Annotated in this window: 18 protein-coding genes; 16 read left to right on the top strand and 2 right to left on the bottom strand. The window is 36.2% G+C overall.

Annotated features, from left to right (window positions below; translation table 11 throughout):
* Positions 1-255 precede the first annotated feature (255 nt).
* The 8 genes from SOM16_RS13165 (at position 256) to SOM16_RS13130 (ending at position 7231) form a co-directional block, all read left to right on the top strand.
* Complete coding sequence (locus SOM16_RS13165; protein ID WP_320464463.1) at positions 256-486, top strand: hypothetical protein; 231 nt, start codon at positions 256-258, stop codon at positions 484-486.
* Positions 487-500: 14 nt separating this feature from the next.
* Positions 501-1667, top strand: coding sequence for a F0F1 ATP synthase subunit A (gene atpB / locus SOM16_RS13160; RefSeq protein WP_320464462.1), 1167 nt, complete (start codon positions 501-503; stop codon positions 1665-1667).
* Positions 1668-1707: 40 nt separating this feature from the next.
* Positions 1708-1920, top strand: coding sequence for an ATP synthase F0 subunit C (gene atpE / locus SOM16_RS13155; RefSeq protein ID WP_029287406.1), 213 nt, complete (start codon positions 1708-1710; stop codon positions 1918-1920).
* An 86-nt stretch (positions 1921-2006) separates the two neighbouring features.
* Entirely contained in the window at positions 2007-2501 is a 495-nt protein-coding gene (gene atpF / locus SOM16_RS13150; RefSeq protein ID WP_320464461.1) for a F0F1 ATP synthase subunit B, read from the top strand.
* A gap of 107 nt (positions 2502-2608) precedes the next feature.
* The gene (gene atpH / locus SOM16_RS13145) at positions 2609-3148 is read left to right on the top strand and encodes an ATP synthase F1 subunit delta (RefSeq protein WP_320464460.1); all 540 of its coding nucleotides are present in this window, start codon (positions 2609-2611) and stop codon (positions 3146-3148) included.
* 196 nt (positions 3149-3344) lie between these two features.
* On the top strand, positions 3345-4919 hold the full coding sequence (gene atpA / locus SOM16_RS13140) for a F0F1 ATP synthase subunit alpha (protein ID WP_108197969.1): 1575 nt from the start codon (positions 3345-3347) through the stop codon (positions 4917-4919).
* A gap of 93 nt (positions 4920-5012) precedes the next feature.
* A complete protein-coding gene (gene atpG, locus SOM16_RS13135; protein WP_320464459.1) occupies positions 5013-5900 on the top strand; it encodes an ATP synthase F1 subunit gamma in 888 nt (295 codons plus the stop codon).
* Positions 5901-6103: 203 nt separating this feature from the next.
* Positions 6104-7231, top strand: coding sequence for an ATP-binding protein (locus SOM16_RS13130; RefSeq protein WP_320464458.1), 1128 nt, complete (start codon positions 6104-6106; stop codon positions 7229-7231).
* Between the two features lie 110 nt (positions 7232-7341).
* Here SOM16_RS13130 and SOM16_RS13125 read toward each other — a convergent pair whose 3' ends face one another.
* Entirely contained in the window at positions 7342-8046 is a 705-nt protein-coding gene (locus SOM16_RS13125; RefSeq protein ID WP_320464457.1) for a hypothetical protein, read from the bottom strand.
* A 181-nt stretch (positions 8047-8227) separates the two neighbouring features.
* Here SOM16_RS13125 and SOM16_RS13120 point away from each other — a divergent pair, with 181 nt between their 5' ends.
* From SOM16_RS13120 to SOM16_RS13110, 3 genes are all read left to right on the top strand, one after another.
* The gene (locus tag SOM16_RS13120) at positions 8228-8992 is read left to right on the top strand and encodes a 5'-nucleotidase, lipoprotein e(P4) family (protein ID WP_320464456.1); all 765 of its coding nucleotides are present in this window, start codon (positions 8228-8230) and stop codon (positions 8990-8992) included.
* A 57-nt stretch (positions 8993-9049) separates the two neighbouring features.
* Positions 9050-9268, top strand: a complete 219-nt coding sequence (locus tag SOM16_RS13115; RefSeq protein ID WP_320464455.1) for a hypothetical protein — start codon at positions 9050-9052, stop codon at positions 9266-9268.
* A gap of 319 nt (positions 9269-9587) precedes the next feature.
* Positions 9588-10460 (top strand): DUF4349 domain-containing protein, encoded by an 873-nt coding sequence (locus SOM16_RS13110; RefSeq protein WP_320464454.1) that lies wholly within the window; start codon positions 9588-9590, stop codon positions 10458-10460.
* 117 nt (positions 10461-10577) lie between these two features.
* Here the strand turns inward: SOM16_RS13110 and ruvC are convergent, their stop codons facing one another.
* Complete coding sequence (ruvC, locus tag SOM16_RS13105; RefSeq protein ID WP_320464453.1) at positions 10578-11174, bottom strand: crossover junction endodeoxyribonuclease RuvC; 597 nt, start codon at positions 11172-11174, stop codon at positions 10578-10580.
* A 41-nt stretch (positions 11175-11215) separates the two neighbouring features.
* Here ruvC and SOM16_RS13100 point away from each other — a divergent pair, with 41 nt between their 5' ends.
* The 5 genes from SOM16_RS13100 to SOM16_RS13080 all read left to right on the top strand — a co-directional run bounded on the left by SOM16_RS13100 (position 11216) and on the right by SOM16_RS13080 (position 16357).
* Entirely contained in the window at positions 11216-12193 is a 978-nt protein-coding gene (locus tag SOM16_RS13100; RefSeq protein ID WP_320464452.1) for a lysylphosphatidylglycerol synthase domain-containing protein, read from the top strand.
* Complete coding sequence (locus SOM16_RS13095) at positions 12171-13307, top strand: glycosyltransferase family 2 protein (RefSeq protein WP_320464451.1); 1137 nt, start codon at positions 12171-12173, stop codon at positions 13305-13307. The genes SOM16_RS13100 and SOM16_RS13095 overlap by 23 nt, the downstream gene beginning before the upstream one ends.
* Positions 13307-14449: an ABC transporter permease gene (locus tag SOM16_RS13090; RefSeq protein WP_320464450.1), complete on the top strand. Its 1143-nt coding sequence runs from the start codon at positions 13307-13309 to the stop codon at positions 14447-14449. The genes SOM16_RS13095 and SOM16_RS13090 overlap by 1 nt, the downstream gene beginning before the upstream one ends.
* A gap of 74 nt (positions 14450-14523) precedes the next feature.
* Complete coding sequence (locus SOM16_RS13085; RefSeq protein ID WP_320464449.1) at positions 14524-15132, top strand: ribonuclease HII; 609 nt, start codon at positions 14524-14526, stop codon at positions 15130-15132.
* 22 nt (positions 15133-15154) lie between these two features.
* Entirely contained in the window at positions 15155-16357 is a 1203-nt protein-coding gene (locus tag SOM16_RS13080) for a glycosyltransferase family 4 protein (protein WP_320464448.1), read from the top strand.
* Positions 16358-16366: the final 9 nt, after the last annotated feature.

Raw genomic sequence — 16366 nt, 5'->3', positions numbered from 1 at the left:
ATTGATTATTCAAACAATAATTCTGCGCCTCACTAGTTACTTGATCCTAAAAACCTTATCTTTGCGGAAGTTTTTATTTGCAAAGAATTTATTCCATTGACGCTAGCCAAATTTACAAGCATCTATTTCATTTTTGTAGGGATATTAATTGCTGTTATCGCTGTTTTACCAATTGTTTTTCCGGAGAAACAACTTTTCGTTAAGAATTTCTGGGTGGTTTTTGGTTTTATGACAGGTATAACTTATATCGCTTATATGCTGGTTGATATAGGGATAAAACGGGATCCAGAAGTAGGCATTATGGCGATTATGGGATCAATTGCGGTGAAGATGATTTTTTGTATGGCTTTTGTGCTGGTTTACAGTATAAAAGCAAAGGGAAATGGGCTGCTTTTTGTACTTAATTTTTTTTCTGTGTATTTCTTGTTTACTGCCTTTGAAATATACTGTTTGTTACGTAACTTGCGCCACCAAAATTTAAAGTAAAAAACTGCCAATAAATGGATTGTAACCAAGTTTTTGTGTCGAAAGTTAAGAAGGTAATCTTTGTTTTTACGCTTTTAGTCGCGTTTTTATCTCTCAAAAATGATACTTTCGCTCAAGTTGATAGCGCAATTGCGTCACCTGATAGTGTTTTAGCCGAATCTGCTCATGCAGTTTCTGGAGAAGAGGGTGCTACCGAGCATGGTGAAGAGAAATTTGAGCCTACGAAAGTAATCATGGAACACATTGCTGATTCACATGTTTGGCATTTATGGGGACATACATCTATTCCACTTCCTGTAATTTTATATACTTCAGGAGGCTTAGAGGTTTTCTCTTCTGCAAATTTTCATCATGGTGAACATGATTATCAAGGTAAATACAATAAATATCGTTTAGTAACTGGTTTAAAACAAAGCATGACTAAGGATATGTTCAATAAGAACATTAAAGTGGTTGGTGCTGACGGACAGATTGATGAAGCTGCATCAGATACGGTGATCGATTTTTCAATTACTAAAAATGTTGCTGCAATGTTTATTGCTATTGCATTAATCGTTATTGTGTTTTCTGCAGTAGCAGCAGGTTACAAAAAAAGGGTAGGTAAGGCGCCAAAAGGTTTACAGTCCTTCTTAGAGCCGGTAATTATATTTGTTAGAGATGATATCGCTAAGCCAAATATTGGTCATAAATATGCGAAGTTCATGCCTTATTTATTAACGATCTTTTTCTTTATTCTATTTAATAACTTGTTGGGTTTGGTACCAATTTTCCCAGGTAGTGCTAACGTAACAGGTAACATCGCTTTAACATTTGTAATGGCTACGGCTACGATGTTGGTGGTAAACCTAAATGGTAATAAGTATTATTGGAAACACATTTTAACACCTGATGTGCCTTGGTGGTTATATCCAATCATGATTCCTGTAGAATTAATTGGTATTGTTTCTAAGCCGTTCGCTTTGATGGTTCGTTTATTCGCAAACATCACAGCAGGTCACATTATCGTATTGAGTTTAATCTCTTTGATTTTTATTTTTAAAACATTGGCTATTGCCCCGGTTTCTGTAGCATTCGTATTATTTATGGATGTGTTAGAATTATTAGTAGCATTTTTACAGGCCTTTATTTTTACATTATTATCTGCTTTGTTTATCGGAATGGCGGTAGAGGAGCATCATTAACAGAAAACTATTTTTTACAAATTATATAATTAAATTAGTTATGGTAGGTTCAATCGCGGCAATTGGTGCCGGTTTAGCAGTAATTGGTGCCGGTATCGGTATCGGTCATGTAGGTGGTAAAGCAATGGAAGGTATTGCTCGTCAACCTGAGGCTGCATCAAAAATTCAAACTGCAATGATTATCGCTGCTGCCCTTATTGAGGGTGCTGCTTTATTCGGTGTAGTAGTTGCATTATTAGGCTTAGGCGTATAATAGCAAACTGGAATTTATAAACCGGGAATTCAACGATTGGTTGTTTTCCCGGTTTTAATAAAAAATTAAGTAAAAAAAAATATACAATGGAATTAGTAACCCCAAGCATTGGATTGGTATTCTGGACGGCACTTGCCTTTATCTGCTTATTAATATTACTTAGAAAGCTGGCATGGAAACCTATTTTAGGTGCCATCCATGAACGTGAGCAGAGTATTGATGAGGCTTTAAATAAAGCTGAACTGGCTAAACAGGAAATGATTCGTTTAACTACTCAAAACCAGGATTTAATGCACCAGGCTCGTGCAGAACGTGATGAAATTTTGAAGGAGGCTAAAACACTTAAAGATGGTATTTTAAACGAGGCTAAAAAACAAGCTCAGTTAGAAGGTGCTAAATTGATTGAAAAAGCTAAAATCGAAATCGAAAATCAAAAGAAAGTAGCTTTGGCAGAAGTTAAAGGTCAGGTTTCTACATTATCATTAGAAATTGCTGAACGCGTTTTGCGTAATCAATTGGATGACAAAGGTAAACAAGAAGCTTTAGTGGCTAATTTGTTAAAAGACGTTGAATTAAATTAAGTTATAAGTATTACGTTTTAAGTTTTAAGTATTGGGTGTAATTGCGAGATTTTATATTTAGCAATTGGAATTGATAACTTATCACTTACAACTTACAACTCATATATATGTCAGAAATTAAAGTTGCAGGCAGGTACGCTAAATCATTAATCGATCTATCCGTTGAAAATAACGCGTTAGCGGAATCATATAATGATATGGTTTTGTTTGAGAAAGTGGTTGATGATACCCCTGAACTAGAAGCGATACTTAAAAATCCAATTGTACCTCTTGATAAAAAAATAGGGATCTTAAACGGTATCTTCACAGATAAAGTAAGTAAACTAACCCTTAGCTTTTTTAAAGTAGTGGTAAGTAAAGGACGTTCATCTATCTTGTTTGCTACTGCAAAGCAATTTGTACAACAGTATAACCAGCTTAAAGGTATTGTTACTGCTGATGTAATCAGTGCTACGGCGTTAACTGCCGAAGCAAAATCGCAAATTGTTGAAACAGTAAAAAGAGAGCTTGGTGCCAAAGAAGTTATTTTTAATGAAAAAGTTAATGATAAATTAATTGGTGGTTTCATCTTGAAGGTTGGTGATAAGCAATTTGATGCGAGTATTGCCAGTAGTTTAAGTAAGCTTAAAAAAGAATTAGCGCATTAGCGCAAGGCATCTGTATAAGGCGTTAACGCTGAAAGCAAATTGCCAAAACCGGAAATTAAAACATGACGTACGAGGTAGGAAGTATTAAATACTAATAACCAAGTCTACAATAAAAAGAATGCGCTAAGCGTGTGGCATTGAACGCCAACCGCCATGCGCCCAGCACTAAACATTTACAAAAAGATATAAATAGATTATGGTAGAGGTAAGACCAGACGAAGTATCGGCAATTATCAGACAGCAATTGGCGGGCTTCAAATCAGAAACCGAACTGGAAGAAGTTGGTACCGTGTTGCAAGTGGGCGACGGTATTGCCCGTGTTTACGGTTTAACTAAAGTTCAATCGGGTGAGTTGGTTGAATTTGCGAACGGCCTGCAAGGCATTGTATTAAACCTTGAAGAAGATAACGTTGGTGTTGTACTTTTAGGTGCTTCAGACGAGATTAAAGAAGGTGATACCATTAAACGCACCAAGAAAATTGCCTCTATTAAAGTTGGTGAAGGTATGCTTGGCCGTGTAGTTAACACTTTAGGAGAGCCTTTAGATGGTAAAGGTCCAATCTTAGGTGAAACCTACGAAATGCCTTTAGAGCGTAAAGCACCAGGTGTAATTTATCGTCAGCCGGTAAATGAGCCTTTACAAACTGGTATTAAGGCAATCGATGCAATGATTCCTATCGGTCGTGGTCAGCGTGAGTTGGTTATTGGCGATCGTCAGATCGGTAAAACTGCAGTTTGTATTGATACCATTATCAACCAAAAAGAATTTTATGAAGCAGGCCAGCCTGTGTTCTGTATTTATGTAGCTATTGGTCAGAAGAACTCTACCGTGGCAAATATTGTACGTACACTAGAGGAAAACGGCGCTTTACCATATACAGTTGTTGTCGCTGCCTCGGCTGCTGACCCTGCTCCAATGCAGTTTTACGCTCCATTTGCAGGTGCTGCAATTGGTGAATTTTTCCGTGATACAGGTAGACCGGCTTTAATCGTTTATGATGATTTATCTAAACAAGCTGTAGCTTACCGTGAAGTTTCTTTATTACTTCGTCGTCCACCGGGCCGTGAGGCATATCCAGGTGATGTTTTCTACTTACATAGTCGTTTGTTAGAAAGGGCTGCGAAAATAAATTCGAATGATGATATCGCCAAAGCGATGAACGATTTGCCTGAATCTATCAGACATATTGTTAAAGGTGGTGGTTCATTAACCGCTTTGCCAATTATCGAAACTCAAGCAGGTGACGTTTCCGCTTATATTCCAACTAACGTAATTTCGATTACTGATGGTCAGATTTTCTTGGAGTCGAACTTATTTAACTCTGGTATTCGTCCAGCTATTAACGTTGGTATCTCGGTATCACGTGTGGGTGGTAATGCACAGATCAAATCAATGAAAAAAGTAGCAGGTACTTTAAAGTTAGACCAGGCACAATACCGTGAGTTAGAGGCATTCTCTAAATTCGGATCTGATTTAGATGCTGCAACAAAATCAGTTTTAGATAAAGGTGCACGTAACGTACAAATGTTAAAACAAGCACAGTTTACACCTTTTACGGTTGAAAAACAAGTTGCTATTGTTTATGCGGGTACTAAAAACTTAATGCGTAGCGTACCGGTTGATAAGGTGAAAGAATTCGAAACTGAATATTTAACTCAATTGGAAATGCGTCATCCTGAAACTTTAGCAGCACTTAAAGCAGGGAAGTTTGATGATACCATTACTGGTGTTTTAGATACGGTAGCAAAAGAGATTTCAAGTAAATATTAATAAGTATCAAGTATCAAGTAGTTCGTATCAAGTATCAAGACAAGACTTAAATCTAATCTTGATACTTGATTCTTAATACTCAGGAAATAAAGAATGGCTAATTTAAAAGAAGTAAGAAACCGAATTGCATCGGTACAATCAACACAGCAGATTACCAAAGCTATGAAAATGGTTTCGGCAGCTAAGTTGAAACGTGCAACTAATGCAATTATCGCTTTACGTCCTTATGCAACTAAACTAAAAGAAATTCTAGAAAATCTTTCTGCAAGTTTAGAGGGTTCTTCATCGCCTTTTATTGAAGAGCGTGAGCCCAATAAGGTTTTAATTGTTACTGTATCATCAAACCGTGGTTTGGCTGGTGCATTTAACATGAACGTAATTAAAGCGGCCAATAATTTAATTGCCGAGAAATATAGCGAACAGTTTAAAAACGGTAACGTTAGCATTATTTCAATTGGTAAGAAAACACAGGATTTTTACGAAAAACGCAACTATAACGTTATTGGTAATAACAATGAGGTTTATGCTGCTTTAACGTTTGAAAACGTTACTAAAATTACAGATGCTATTATGGCTGCCTTTATTAAAGGCGACTTTGATAAAGTAGAATTAGTTTACAACCGTTTTAAAAATGCGGCTGTACAATTTATTACCACTGAGCAGTTGTTGCCATTGCCAAAAGCTGAAGAAGTAATCAAAGTAAGTACTAAGGCTTCTAATGTTGATTATATTCTGGAACCATCGCAGGAAGAAATTGTTGAGCAGCTAATTCCAAAATCAATTAAAATTCAGCTATATAAAGCGGTGTTAGATTCTCATGCATCTGAGCACGGCGCTCGTATGACATCAATGGATAAAGCCACTGAAAATGCTGGTGAATTGTTAAAAGCTTTAAAACTTTCTTACAACCAGGCACGGCAGGCAGCAATTACAACTGAGTTAACTGAGATTGTAAGTGGTGCAGCTGCATTAAACGGATAGAAATAAAGGTAGATTTCGAAGAGTTTAGCCAGAAGTCTATATTAAGTGACAAACCCATTTCTTAGTTGAAATGGGTTTTTTTATTAAGCAAGTTTCTTTAATCCAAAATAAACATAATAATTTGGGATTGTAATCCAGAATTATTATGTTTATTTTGGATTGCAATCCAGAATTATTATACTTTTGTTTAAATGTTTGAAGCTATGATTGTTAGAAATCAGTTAGATTATGCCTTGGCACGTCTCTTTAAGAGTAAGGCCTTTATTATTTTTGGTCCGAGGCAAACCGGGAAAACTACCTTTGTAGCGCAATTATTAGCGAAAGTTGATAAAAAGACTTTATACCTTAATGGAGATGATGCAGATGTAAGAGAAACTTTGGCAAAGCCGAATGCTGCAAATATTGCACAAATGTTAGGAAATTACGAAGTTCTTTTCATAGATGAGGCACAACGAATAAACGATGTTGGACTACTCATTAAGATTATTGTAGATCGCTTTAAAAAGGTACAGGTAATTGCTACGGGTTCCTCAGCTTTCGAGTTATCTGGTAAGATTAACGAACCATTAACAGGTAGAAAATATGAAATGATGCTTTTGCCATTTTCATATTCAGAGTTGGTAAATCATACAGACTACCTTACGGAAGAAAGATCTTTGGAACAAAGACTGATATACGGCTCTTATCCTGAAATTATTAATGATCCTCAAAATGCAGAAGAGCATTTAAAATTGCTCGCCGACAGCTATTTATATAAAGATTTATTTGCGTTGGAAGAGGTGAAGAAGCCCTTGCTATTTGAAAAAATTGTAAAGGCTTTGGCTTTGCAAATTGGTAGCGAGGTTAATTTCTCTGAATTGGCACAATTGGTAAAGGCTGATCAGAAAACCGTTGATAAGTACATCAGTTTACTCGAAAAATCTTTTGTAGTTTTCAGTTTACCAGCTTTTGCAGGTAATGTGCGAAACGAAATTAAAAAGAATAAGAAAATCTATTTTTATGATACAGGTATTGTGAATGCGATTACGCGGAATTTCAGCCCATTAACAAACAGGAGTGATGTTGGTGCGCTATTTGAAAATTATATGATTGCGGAGCGGATGAAGTTTCTACACCAAAACCAAATTGAGGCAGATCGCTTTTTTTGGCGTACTACACAGCAGCAGGAAATCGATTATGTTGAAAAAACGAACGATAAATTTTTAGCTGTCGAGTTTAAATGGAGTGAAAGAGGAAAAAATAGAATTCCTACCACTTTTACGCAAGCTTATCCTGAAGCAGAAACACTAATTTTATCAAAAGCAGATAGAGGACGCTTTTTGAACGGTTAAAGTCTTTTTTCTAAAAAACAAAGCCCGTTTCTTAATTTGAAATGGGCTTTGTTTTTATGTAGATATAATCAAGGGACTATGGATTGTTTATTATCAATAACAATTATCTATCATTGATTTTGCTTCAAAACACTCATCCTTAAATATCCGTTTTCCAACCTCAAACTTTTTTTGTTCTCTCCAAAAGTATTAACGCTGAATCTTGCTTCTAATAGATAATCTGATTTCCGTTTTTTAAGGCTTAGGATCTCAAATTTCGAACCATTTTGATCTGCCTGAGTGACTGATGCAGGTTTTCCTAAATCAGATTGGCTATATGATGTAAAAATACCATCTCTATTGATTAATGTGAATGCGATACCAGGTGTTGAATTACTTCTCATAAACTCCGTTGAATACCGATAGATACCTGGAGAAAAGATGTCTGTTTTGTCTTGGGGATAATTTAAGTTCCCACCATTATTTTCATTGGTAAATTCAGTTTGGTTATTATTATATATTTTGATAAACGAAACTGCTATATTGGTAAAACTTGCTTTTATACTGTATTCCCTTACAAATAAGGTTGAATCTTTATCACCTTGTAGTAGATAATTAAAGGTGGGTCCTGAAGTAATTCGCAGATTTGACTGAGTGGTAAACGTCATATTCTTTTCGATGGCAAGAGCATTGTACCGGCTTCCATTGATGCTATATGAGGCAGAGTCTTTAAGTAATTCTAATTGATCTTCTGGTTCGATAACAGCGTTATCCTTCTTGCACGCAGCAAGGCAAAGCAGAACCATGCCCATGCATAGTAAATTGTTTGTTTTCATAGATATTTTCATTGTGTGTCCCCAAAGCTATCAAAAAATACAATTGTAACACATTAACAGACAGGATAATTATAGCGTCGCCTTTGTCAACCGATTCGTTAAATGTTATTTTGCTGAAAACTCAAGGTTCAACTAAGCTGTATCGCAAGATTCTTAATACATTTGTCAATCAATTAAAAAAATGAAAAAATACATATTTACATTACTCGCCGTAATTCCATGCTTTGCATTTGCGCAATCTCCGGCAAGAGATTACACCAATGCTGTACTTTGGCAGCAAACATCAGGCGAGTACAGAGCCCTATGCTTCCAGGCCTATAACTTTGCCCGTTTATCATTAAAAGAAGCACTATGGGCAGATACGAGTAAAAAACCAAATTGTGTGATTGTTGATATCGATGAAACGGTTTTAGACAATTCAGCTTTCCAGGGGCACGAAATTAAAAAAGGACTCAGTTATCTACCCGAAGACTGGACTGAATGGACAAGTCTGGCTCAGGCCGACACCGTTCCGGGCGCATTGGCTTTTTTAAAGTTTGCGGCATCTAAAAATATTGAGACGTTTTATGTAAGCAACCGTGATGAGAAGGACTATACCGCCACACTGAAAAACCTTCAACATTTCGGCTTTCCGTATGCAGATGATGCACATTTAGTGGTCTCAAAAGGAACATCAAATAAAGAACCGCGTCGCCAAAAAATTAATGAAACACATAATATTCTCCTATTGTGTGGTGACAATTTGAGCGATTTCGCCAACATTTTTTATCGCGAAAATAAAAACACTTTGGACCAGGTTAATGCCAGTCAGGCGCTTTTTGGAAGTAAGTATATTGTTTTGCCAAATCCGATGTATGGCGATTGGGAAAAACCTTTATATCAGGGTGAAAAGCTTAGCGATAAAGATAAAGCCAAACAACGTTTAGAACGATTAAAAAGTTACTAAGTATTTATAATTATTCAGCAATAAGTATTACTTTTGCTGCATCATAAAAATAAGATTATGGAAAACAACGAATTAAAGCACAATACAAAAAGTATGCAAACGGCTAATCAGCCAGGGATTTATAAGTTAATGATTTTTGGTGTACTGATTTGTATGGTGGGTACTTATGCTCGTTTTGCATTTGATTCTTGGGTATTGTCTTTAGTTTCATGGATCATTTTATTCATTGGAGCAATCATTGCAATTAAAGGTGTATTCAAAATTTTAGACGCTTAAGATTTTTTTTCTACATACAAAAGCCAATTATGTTAAATACGTAATTGGCTTTTTTGTTGAAACAGTTTTTTATATTAAAAGCTTATTTGAAAACTGAATATGGTTTAACTCGCCATGCTAACGTTTTAAATTATTCATCCCGTTTATAGATTTTTCTAAAAAAAATCATCAAGAAACAAACGCTTTGATAGTTGGGTTACCTTAGTCTGTTTTTTGTATAAAGAGAAACACGATGTGATAAACTAACCAAAACGTCGAAACTTTGAATGGCCATTTGAAGCAAATATTTAAAATGATTAATTATTAGAACCATAAAATCATGAAAAGGAATATAATTGCTATTGCCATTATTTTAACAATTTTCGGCTGCAACTCAAATAAAAACGATAAAGCTAATGAATTAAGAATTGCAGATGAAGCAGCTACATTAGCGGAACCTAAAATCATTAAAACTGCTGATATGCGGTTTCGCGTAAAAAACGTCCAAAATACTAAAGAACAGTTGAGTCAGACCATTAAAGCACAAGGTGGTACAGTTGCTGAATTTTCAATAGAAAGCGTTATTCAGGAAACGCAAAAGGTTAAACAATCTGTAGATTCTGTAAAAGAGATTACAGCCTATAGAACCGAAGGGTATCTTGTTGCAAAGGTGCCATCAGAGAAACTTGATGATTTTACAAATACTACAGCTAAAATGGCTGTATTTGTAGATAATCAATCTATGAAAATGGATGATCAAAGCCATACTTATTTGTCTAATAAATCGAAGGCAGGAAACAGGCTGGATGCTGTGGATCAAATGGGTAAACTAGCCGGTAAAAAAAGCTCAAATGTGGAAACTGCGCTAAATATTAAAGATGATTATGTAGATAAAAGGATTCAAAATTTATCAATCGATAGCAAAGTAAAATACAGCACCATTACACTCAATTTTTACCAGGATAACACGATAAAAACTGTGGTTATAGCCAACGATAATGTAAATGATTATAAGCCTGACTTTGGAAATCGTTTTTGGCTAGCTATAGTAAATGGCTGGACCATCTTCAGGGAAATTATTTTAGCACTGTCTAACTTATGGATGCTTATTCTTGTAGGTATTGGCATATACTTTATAGCGAGACACTTTATCAGAAAAAATAAACTTGCGCTAGATTTGGCTACAAAAAACCTCGTTAATCAATCGAAATAGTTTACAGGAACAGGAGGGCTTGTTTTTCGATGATCATTTATATGCCTGGAAGAAACTTAATCTCTATATTTTAATATCGGCGAAAATAAGCTGGAGTATTACGGGGAGGTTTTATTACTAGCCTTTCAGTTTACTGCCTGCCTTTTTTACGCCAGTTACTTTCGCCTTATTGTCGCTCACAAAAGATTCCCAGCCAGAATACGTTTTAGATTTTCCACCTGAAGTTATTTTCTGAAAAGAATGACAAACTGCAACTGCCAAGCCATCTGTAGCATCTAAAAATGCTGGTGTTTCTTTAAAATTAAGTAATCGTTGCAACATGGCTGCCACTTGTTCTTTCGTTGCATTTCCACTTCCTGTAATAGATTGCTTAATTTTTCTTGGGGAATATTCGGTAACTGAAATATTTCTGGAAAGCGCCGCTGCAATGGCAATTCCCTGTGCCCGGCCAAGTTTTAAAAGTACCTGAATGTTTTTTCCATAGAACGGTGCTTCTATGGCTAGAACATCAGGTTTATATTGATCAATAAGTACAGCTGTTTTTTCAAAAATGCGCTGAAGTTTAAGAAATGGATCATCGAGATGCGTCATTTTTACGACGCCCATACTTATCAATTCTGTTTTATTTCCCTTTTCTAAAATTATGCCATAACCCATCACCGCCGTACCTGGGTCGATACCCATAATAACCCGTTCCTTTTTTTCATTCAACATTACAGCAATATTAAGCATATTTGCAAACTAAAAAGATAATCTTGACAGACAAGAACAAAAAAATATTTTCTCTACTTATTAAAACTGCAATTGTCGTATTTGCTTTTTGGTTTATTTATCATAAGCTGGTGGCAAATGAAAACCTGCACAATTTCAAAATACTGTTAACAGATCTTCCGCAGGTAGAAATTATTGTAGTGATTGGTCTGGTTTTATGCCTGATGCTGGTGAACTGGTTTTTAGAGGCAGCCAAATGGAAAAGATTAATGACTCACATTGAGCGCATCAGTTTCTATCGTGCAATCGAATCGGTTTTTTGTGGCTTAACCTTAGCGATCTTTACACCTAATCGCCTGGGCGAATACGGCGGGCGTGTATTTTTTCTATCTCCTAAACGGCGGATTGTTGGAATTGTAGCCATGACGGTTGGGAATATTGGGCAGTTGGTACTTACCAATGTGTTTGGTGCAATCGCCGCCTGCTTTTTTATCTATCAGTTTGTACCTATAGATAATCTGGTTTTTACTGCACTTGTAGTTTTAGCCTCAATATTTTGCCTGTTTTTTATTGTTTTTTATTTCAATATCCAATGGTTAAATGGCATATTATTATCCTTTAAGTTTACCAGGAAATATAAAAAATTCTACAGCATTTTAAAGCGATACAAGAAAGCTGAATTATTTAGGATTATACTTTTTTGCTTCGCTCGTTATGCCGTTTTTAGCTCTCAGTATTTTATTCTTTTTGCATGGCTTATTCCAAATTTAAATTATTTGGATATTGTAATGATGACCTGCCTGTTGTTCTTCATTCAATCTGCATTGCCATCTTTGGATTTGTTCGACGTAGGCATCAGAAGCATTACAGCAGTAGAATTATTTAAGCATATTACCGATCAACATGTGGCAGTGATTGCATGCACGGCAAGCATTTGGCTGATTAATATTATTATTCCTGCTATATTAGGCACATATTTCGTTTTTAAACTCAATTTTTTTGGAATTTCTAAGTCTAACTAGTTTATTATCTGCTACGCTAACCCTTGTTTACTGTTTTCTAGTGATCACATTTATAAGAGGTTGGCATAAGCTTGTTAATTTTTATCCAGATAAAAGTACGCCTGAAACCAAAGTTTCGATCATTGTGGCTGCCCGTGATGAAGAGCTAAATATTACCAGAACAATTGAAGATCTGGTTGCTCAGCATTACCCAAGGCACTTAATGGAAATTATTTTTATTGATGATCATTCAACTGACAGGACAGCAGAAATTGTGATGAGTTATGGAAATCAAGGTGTGAAATTAATCAGGTTGAATGAAGATCGGGCGCTTAACTCTTATAAAAAGAAAGCGATACAAACTGCAATTGGAACATGCTCCGGGGATTTAATTATTACTACTGATGCTGATTGCAGAATGGGTGCACACTGGCTTTCTACTATTGTAAATTATTACGAAAAGCGGGATTATAAAATGATTTCTTCGCCTGTGGCTTATTTTGAAGAAAAAAGCTTATTCGAACGTTTGCAGTCGCTGGAGTTTCTTTATTTAATTGGTTTAGGGGCATCTACAATAGGTAATAAACAGCCATCTACCTGTAATGGTGCAAATTTAGCTTACGAGAAAAAGACTTTTTACGAAGTTGGCGGTTTCCAGGGGATTGATGATTTAGCTTCAGGCGATGATGAACTGTTGCTTCATAAAATTGCGGCTAAATATCCAGATAAAATTGGGTTTCTCAAAAATAGAGAAGCTATCGTATACACGCACGCTAAAGAAAATCTTCAATCTTTCTTACAGCAGCGAAAAAGATGGGCTTCTAAAAGTACCCGGTATAAAAATAAAGCCATCATTGTTTTAGGTGTTTTTGTTTGGGTTTTCAATGTAAGCATACTGGCTAACTTTATCATTGGATTGTTTTTTCCTGGTTTTTTAATGGTTGCATTTTATCAATTGTTCGTTAAAATGATTTTAGAAAGCCTATTTTTATGGAACGTTACCGGCTTTGCGAAACGGCGAAGTTTACTCACATTAATCCCTGTTTTAACTATTTTACACATTCTTTATATGGTATATATTGGCATTGCCGGAAATAGTGGCAAATACAACTGGAAAGGTAGAATGGTTAGGTAATGGATAACAGCCCATCAAGAAAGGTTTGGTTAAAATTTAAACGGAATAGACTGGCGTTCGCCGGGCTGATTTTCATTTTGCTGTTAATGGTAATGGGAGTTTTAGGATACGTTATTATTCCTGTTGACGCTCCGGATGCCAATACGCAGACGGTTCAAATCAGTAAGGAACCAATGGGCGCAAAATTTAAGTTTTTGATTATTCAAAGATATCACAATGTTGAAAAAGTGAGCTTTTTGGAAAGGATGATGTATGGACAAAAGCCACGATTTAAAAGCATTCCCATTACTGCTTACAAAATTGCAGGTAATCGCGTCTTGGTTCATGAATACATTGGGAAAGAAGAAACGAGTAAAGAATCAGTTTATCAGCTGCAGGAACTTTGCCCAAGTTGTGTGTTGCCTAGCAAAATAGGAACACCAGCGCAATTGTTTGAAAACAATAATATCTACGAGCAAATATTTTTGCTGGGTACAGATATATACGGACGTGATTTACTAAGTCGGCTAATTTTAGGAATCAGGGTTTCTTTATCGGTCGGGTTAATGGCCGTTCTCATTTCACTTTTTATTGGCATAAGCTTAGGCGCCATTGCTGGTTATTTTGGCGGAAGAGTAGACGCTGCAATTAGCTGGTTTATGAATGTCGTTTGGTCCCTTCCATCCTTGCTGTTGGTTATTGCCATTTCATTTGCCTTAGGCAAAGGATTCTGGCAGATTTTTATTGCCGTGGGTTTATCTACCTGGGTAGATGTAGCGCGGTTGGTACGTGGTCAGGTAATGGCACTGAAAGAAGTAGAATTTGTTGAAGCCGCCAGGGCTTTGGGCTTTAGCACTTCAAGAACCATTATTAAACATATTTTACCCAACATCGCAGGGCCTATTCTGGTGGTGGCTTCCTCTAATTTCGCATCAGCGATTTTGTTGGAAACAGGATTAAGCTTTTTAGGCTTTGGTGCACAGCCGCCAATGCCAAGTTGGGGCGGCATGATTAAAGAACATTACGGCTATATAATTATGGATGCAGCTTATTTAGCCGTATTACCAGGACTGGCCATTATGTTTACCGTTTACGCCTTTAATGTGTTGGCCATTGGCTTACGCGATGCTTTTGATGTGAAGGGACAAAACGTTAGCGTTTAGTATTTATTAAGATGTAAAACTTCGATTCGAAATTCGTTTGACAAAACTTAAGCATTAATCTTTAAATTTGTAAAATGTTGTTGAACTGTTATCAGGAAGAATTTTTAGAAGCAGGTTGTGATGAAGCGGGGAGGGGCTGCCTAGCCGGACCGGTTTTTGCCGCAGCAGTTATTTTACCAAAGGGTTTCTATCTGGAAGGATTAAATGATTCTAAGCAACTTACTCATGCCCAAAGGGATTTACTTCGTCCTGTTATTGAAAAAGAAGCTTTGGCCTGGGCAGTTGCCTCCTGTGATCATGAAGAAATCGATCAGATTAACATTTTAAATGCATCATTTCTGGCCATGCATCGGGCCATAGAGAAATTACATACTCAGCCTCAATATTTGATTATTGATGGAAATCGATTTAAGACCTATCCACAAATTCCGCATTGCTGTATTATAAAAGGTGATGGCAAGTACCTAAATATCGCAGCAGCTTCGATTCTTGCTAAAACCCATCGCGATGAATTTATGACCAATTTACATGTCGATTATCCTCATTATAACTGGCAACAGAATAAAGGCTATCCAACCATAGCACATCGAAAAGCCGTGATGGAAATAGGGCTTTCTCCGTTTCATAGAAAAACATTTAATGTTCGCGATCCGCAGTTAGATTTGTTTTCAAAAACCATTTAAAATTTAGTATTTTCACGGCATTGTGAAGATTTTATTAATAACTAAGCGGATTCCTTTTCCGCCAAATAGCGGTTATCCCATAGTGGTTTATAACACCATGAAGGGTTTGCTTCAACTTGGTGCAGATATTACTTTGTTTAGTTTAAATCCTTCAAAGGGAAAAATAGATATTGAGGATATTTCTGATCCTATTTTTGAACAGATAAAATATCATACAGCAGATTTAGATACCGATGTAAATGTATGGTCTGCTTTTTTCAACATCTTTACCAACCAATCTTATAATATTTCAAGATTCTACAATGATGAAGCTGCTAACCAATTAGAAAATATTCTCCGCGAAAATGTTTTTGATATTATTCAGTTTGAAGGGCTTTTTGTAGTTCCTTACCTTGATATTGTTAAAGCAAACAGCAATGCCAAGCTGATTTACAGGGCACATAATATTGAGTTTACCATGTGGGAACGCCTCTCTCACTCCGAAACTTTTTTGCTTCGCAGAAAGTATTTGTCTTTTTTAGCGCAACGCTTAAAAGCCTATGAAACCGAACAGATTAATCGCTTTCATCAGATATTTGCCATCAGCGAGCCAGATCGTCAAAGTATTCTCCGTTTTGGTTGTGAAGTTCCAATGACGGTTTTTCCGGTAGCTATTGATTTGGAGCGGTATAAAGTGGATAAATCAAAAACCAGCTTTCCCACGTTATTTCATTTAGGGGCAATGGATTGGCGACCAAATCAGGAAGGCTTGGAGTGGTTTCTGGATGATATCTGGCCGGATATTGAAAAATTAAATAAAGATCTTCGCTTCTATATTGCAGGCAAAAATATGCAGAAACATTTCTTTGAATATGATTCTGAAAACCTGATTGTGGAGGGGGAAGTTTTTGATGCGGTAGATTTTATGAACTCTAAAGCAATTATGATCGTTCCGTTAATTTCAGGTACGGGCATGCGGGTGAAGATTATTGAAGGAATGGCTATGAAAAAATGTATCATCGCTACCACCACTGCAGCGGAGGGAATTAATTGCAAGCATGGTTATGATATCCTCATTGCAGATTCTGCAGATGAATTTTATCGTTCCATTCTGCAATGCATTATTAATCCAAAACGTTGGATGGAAATTGGAGAAAATGCCCGTAAAACAGTAGAGACCGATCATGGTATTTATTTAATTTCATCCAAAATGCTCGAAATCTATCAGCAACTCATTAGCGCTTAAAAGGGGGTG

The sequence above is a fragment of the Pedobacter sp. CFBP9032 genome (assembly GCF_034045265.1).
Taxonomy (GTDB): domain Bacteria; phylum Bacteroidota; class Bacteroidia; order Sphingobacteriales; family Sphingobacteriaceae; genus Pedobacter.
Note: the sequence above shows the minus strand (reverse complement) of the source record. Positions and strands in the feature narration are given on the sequence as shown.

What these genes read in the sequence shown, in the direction of transcription:
- atpH (WP_320464460.1), top strand. Translation starts at nt 2,609, where the DNA reads ATGTCAGAAATTAAAGTTGCAGGCAGGTACGCTAAATCATTAATCGAT.
- SOM16_RS13165 (WP_320464463.1), top strand. Translation starts at nt 256, where the DNA reads ATGCTGGTTGATATAGGGATAAAACGGGATCCAGAAGTAGGCATTATG.
- SOM16_RS13120 (WP_320464456.1), top strand. Translation starts at nt 8,228, where the DNA reads ATGAAAAAATACATATTTACATTACTCGCCGTAATTCCATGCTTTGCA.
- SOM16_RS13115 (WP_320464455.1), top strand. Translation starts at nt 9,050, where the DNA reads ATGGAAAACAACGAATTAAAGCACAATACAAAAAGTATGCAAACGGCT.
- SOM16_RS13110 (WP_320464454.1), top strand. Translation starts at nt 9,588, where the DNA reads ATGAAAAGGAATATAATTGCTATTGCCATTATTTTAACAATTTTCGGC.
- atpG (WP_320464459.1), top strand. Translation starts at nt 5,013, where the DNA reads ATGGCTAATTTAAAAGAAGTAAGAAACCGAATTGCATCGGTACAATCA.
- atpF (WP_320464461.1), top strand. Translation starts at nt 2,007, where the DNA reads ATGGAATTAGTAACCCCAAGCATTGGATTGGTATTCTGGACGGCACTT.
- SOM16_RS13125 (WP_320464457.1), bottom strand. Translation starts at nt 8,046, where the DNA reads ATGAAAACAAACAATTTACTATGCATGGGCATGGTTCTGCTTTGCCTT.
- ruvC (WP_320464453.1), bottom strand. Translation starts at nt 11,174, where the DNA reads ATGTTGAATGAAAAAAAGGAACGGGTTATTATGGGTATCGACCCAGGT.
- SOM16_RS13090 (WP_320464450.1), top strand. Translation starts at nt 13,307, where the DNA reads ATGGATAACAGCCCATCAAGAAAGGTTTGGTTAAAATTTAAACGGAAT.
- atpA (WP_108197969.1), top strand. Translation starts at nt 3,345, where the DNA reads ATGGTAGAGGTAAGACCAGACGAAGTATCGGCAATTATCAGACAGCAA.
- atpB (WP_320464462.1), top strand. Translation starts at nt 501, where the DNA reads ATGGATTGTAACCAAGTTTTTGTGTCGAAAGTTAAGAAGGTAATCTTT.
- atpE (WP_029287406.1), top strand. Translation starts at nt 1,708, where the DNA reads ATGGTAGGTTCAATCGCGGCAATTGGTGCCGGTTTAGCAGTAATTGGT.
- SOM16_RS13130 (WP_320464458.1), top strand. Translation starts at nt 6,104, where the DNA reads ATGATTGTTAGAAATCAGTTAGATTATGCCTTGGCACGTCTCTTTAAG.
- SOM16_RS13085 (WP_320464449.1), top strand. Translation starts at nt 14,524, where the DNA reads ATGTTGTTGAACTGTTATCAGGAAGAATTTTTAGAAGCAGGTTGTGAT.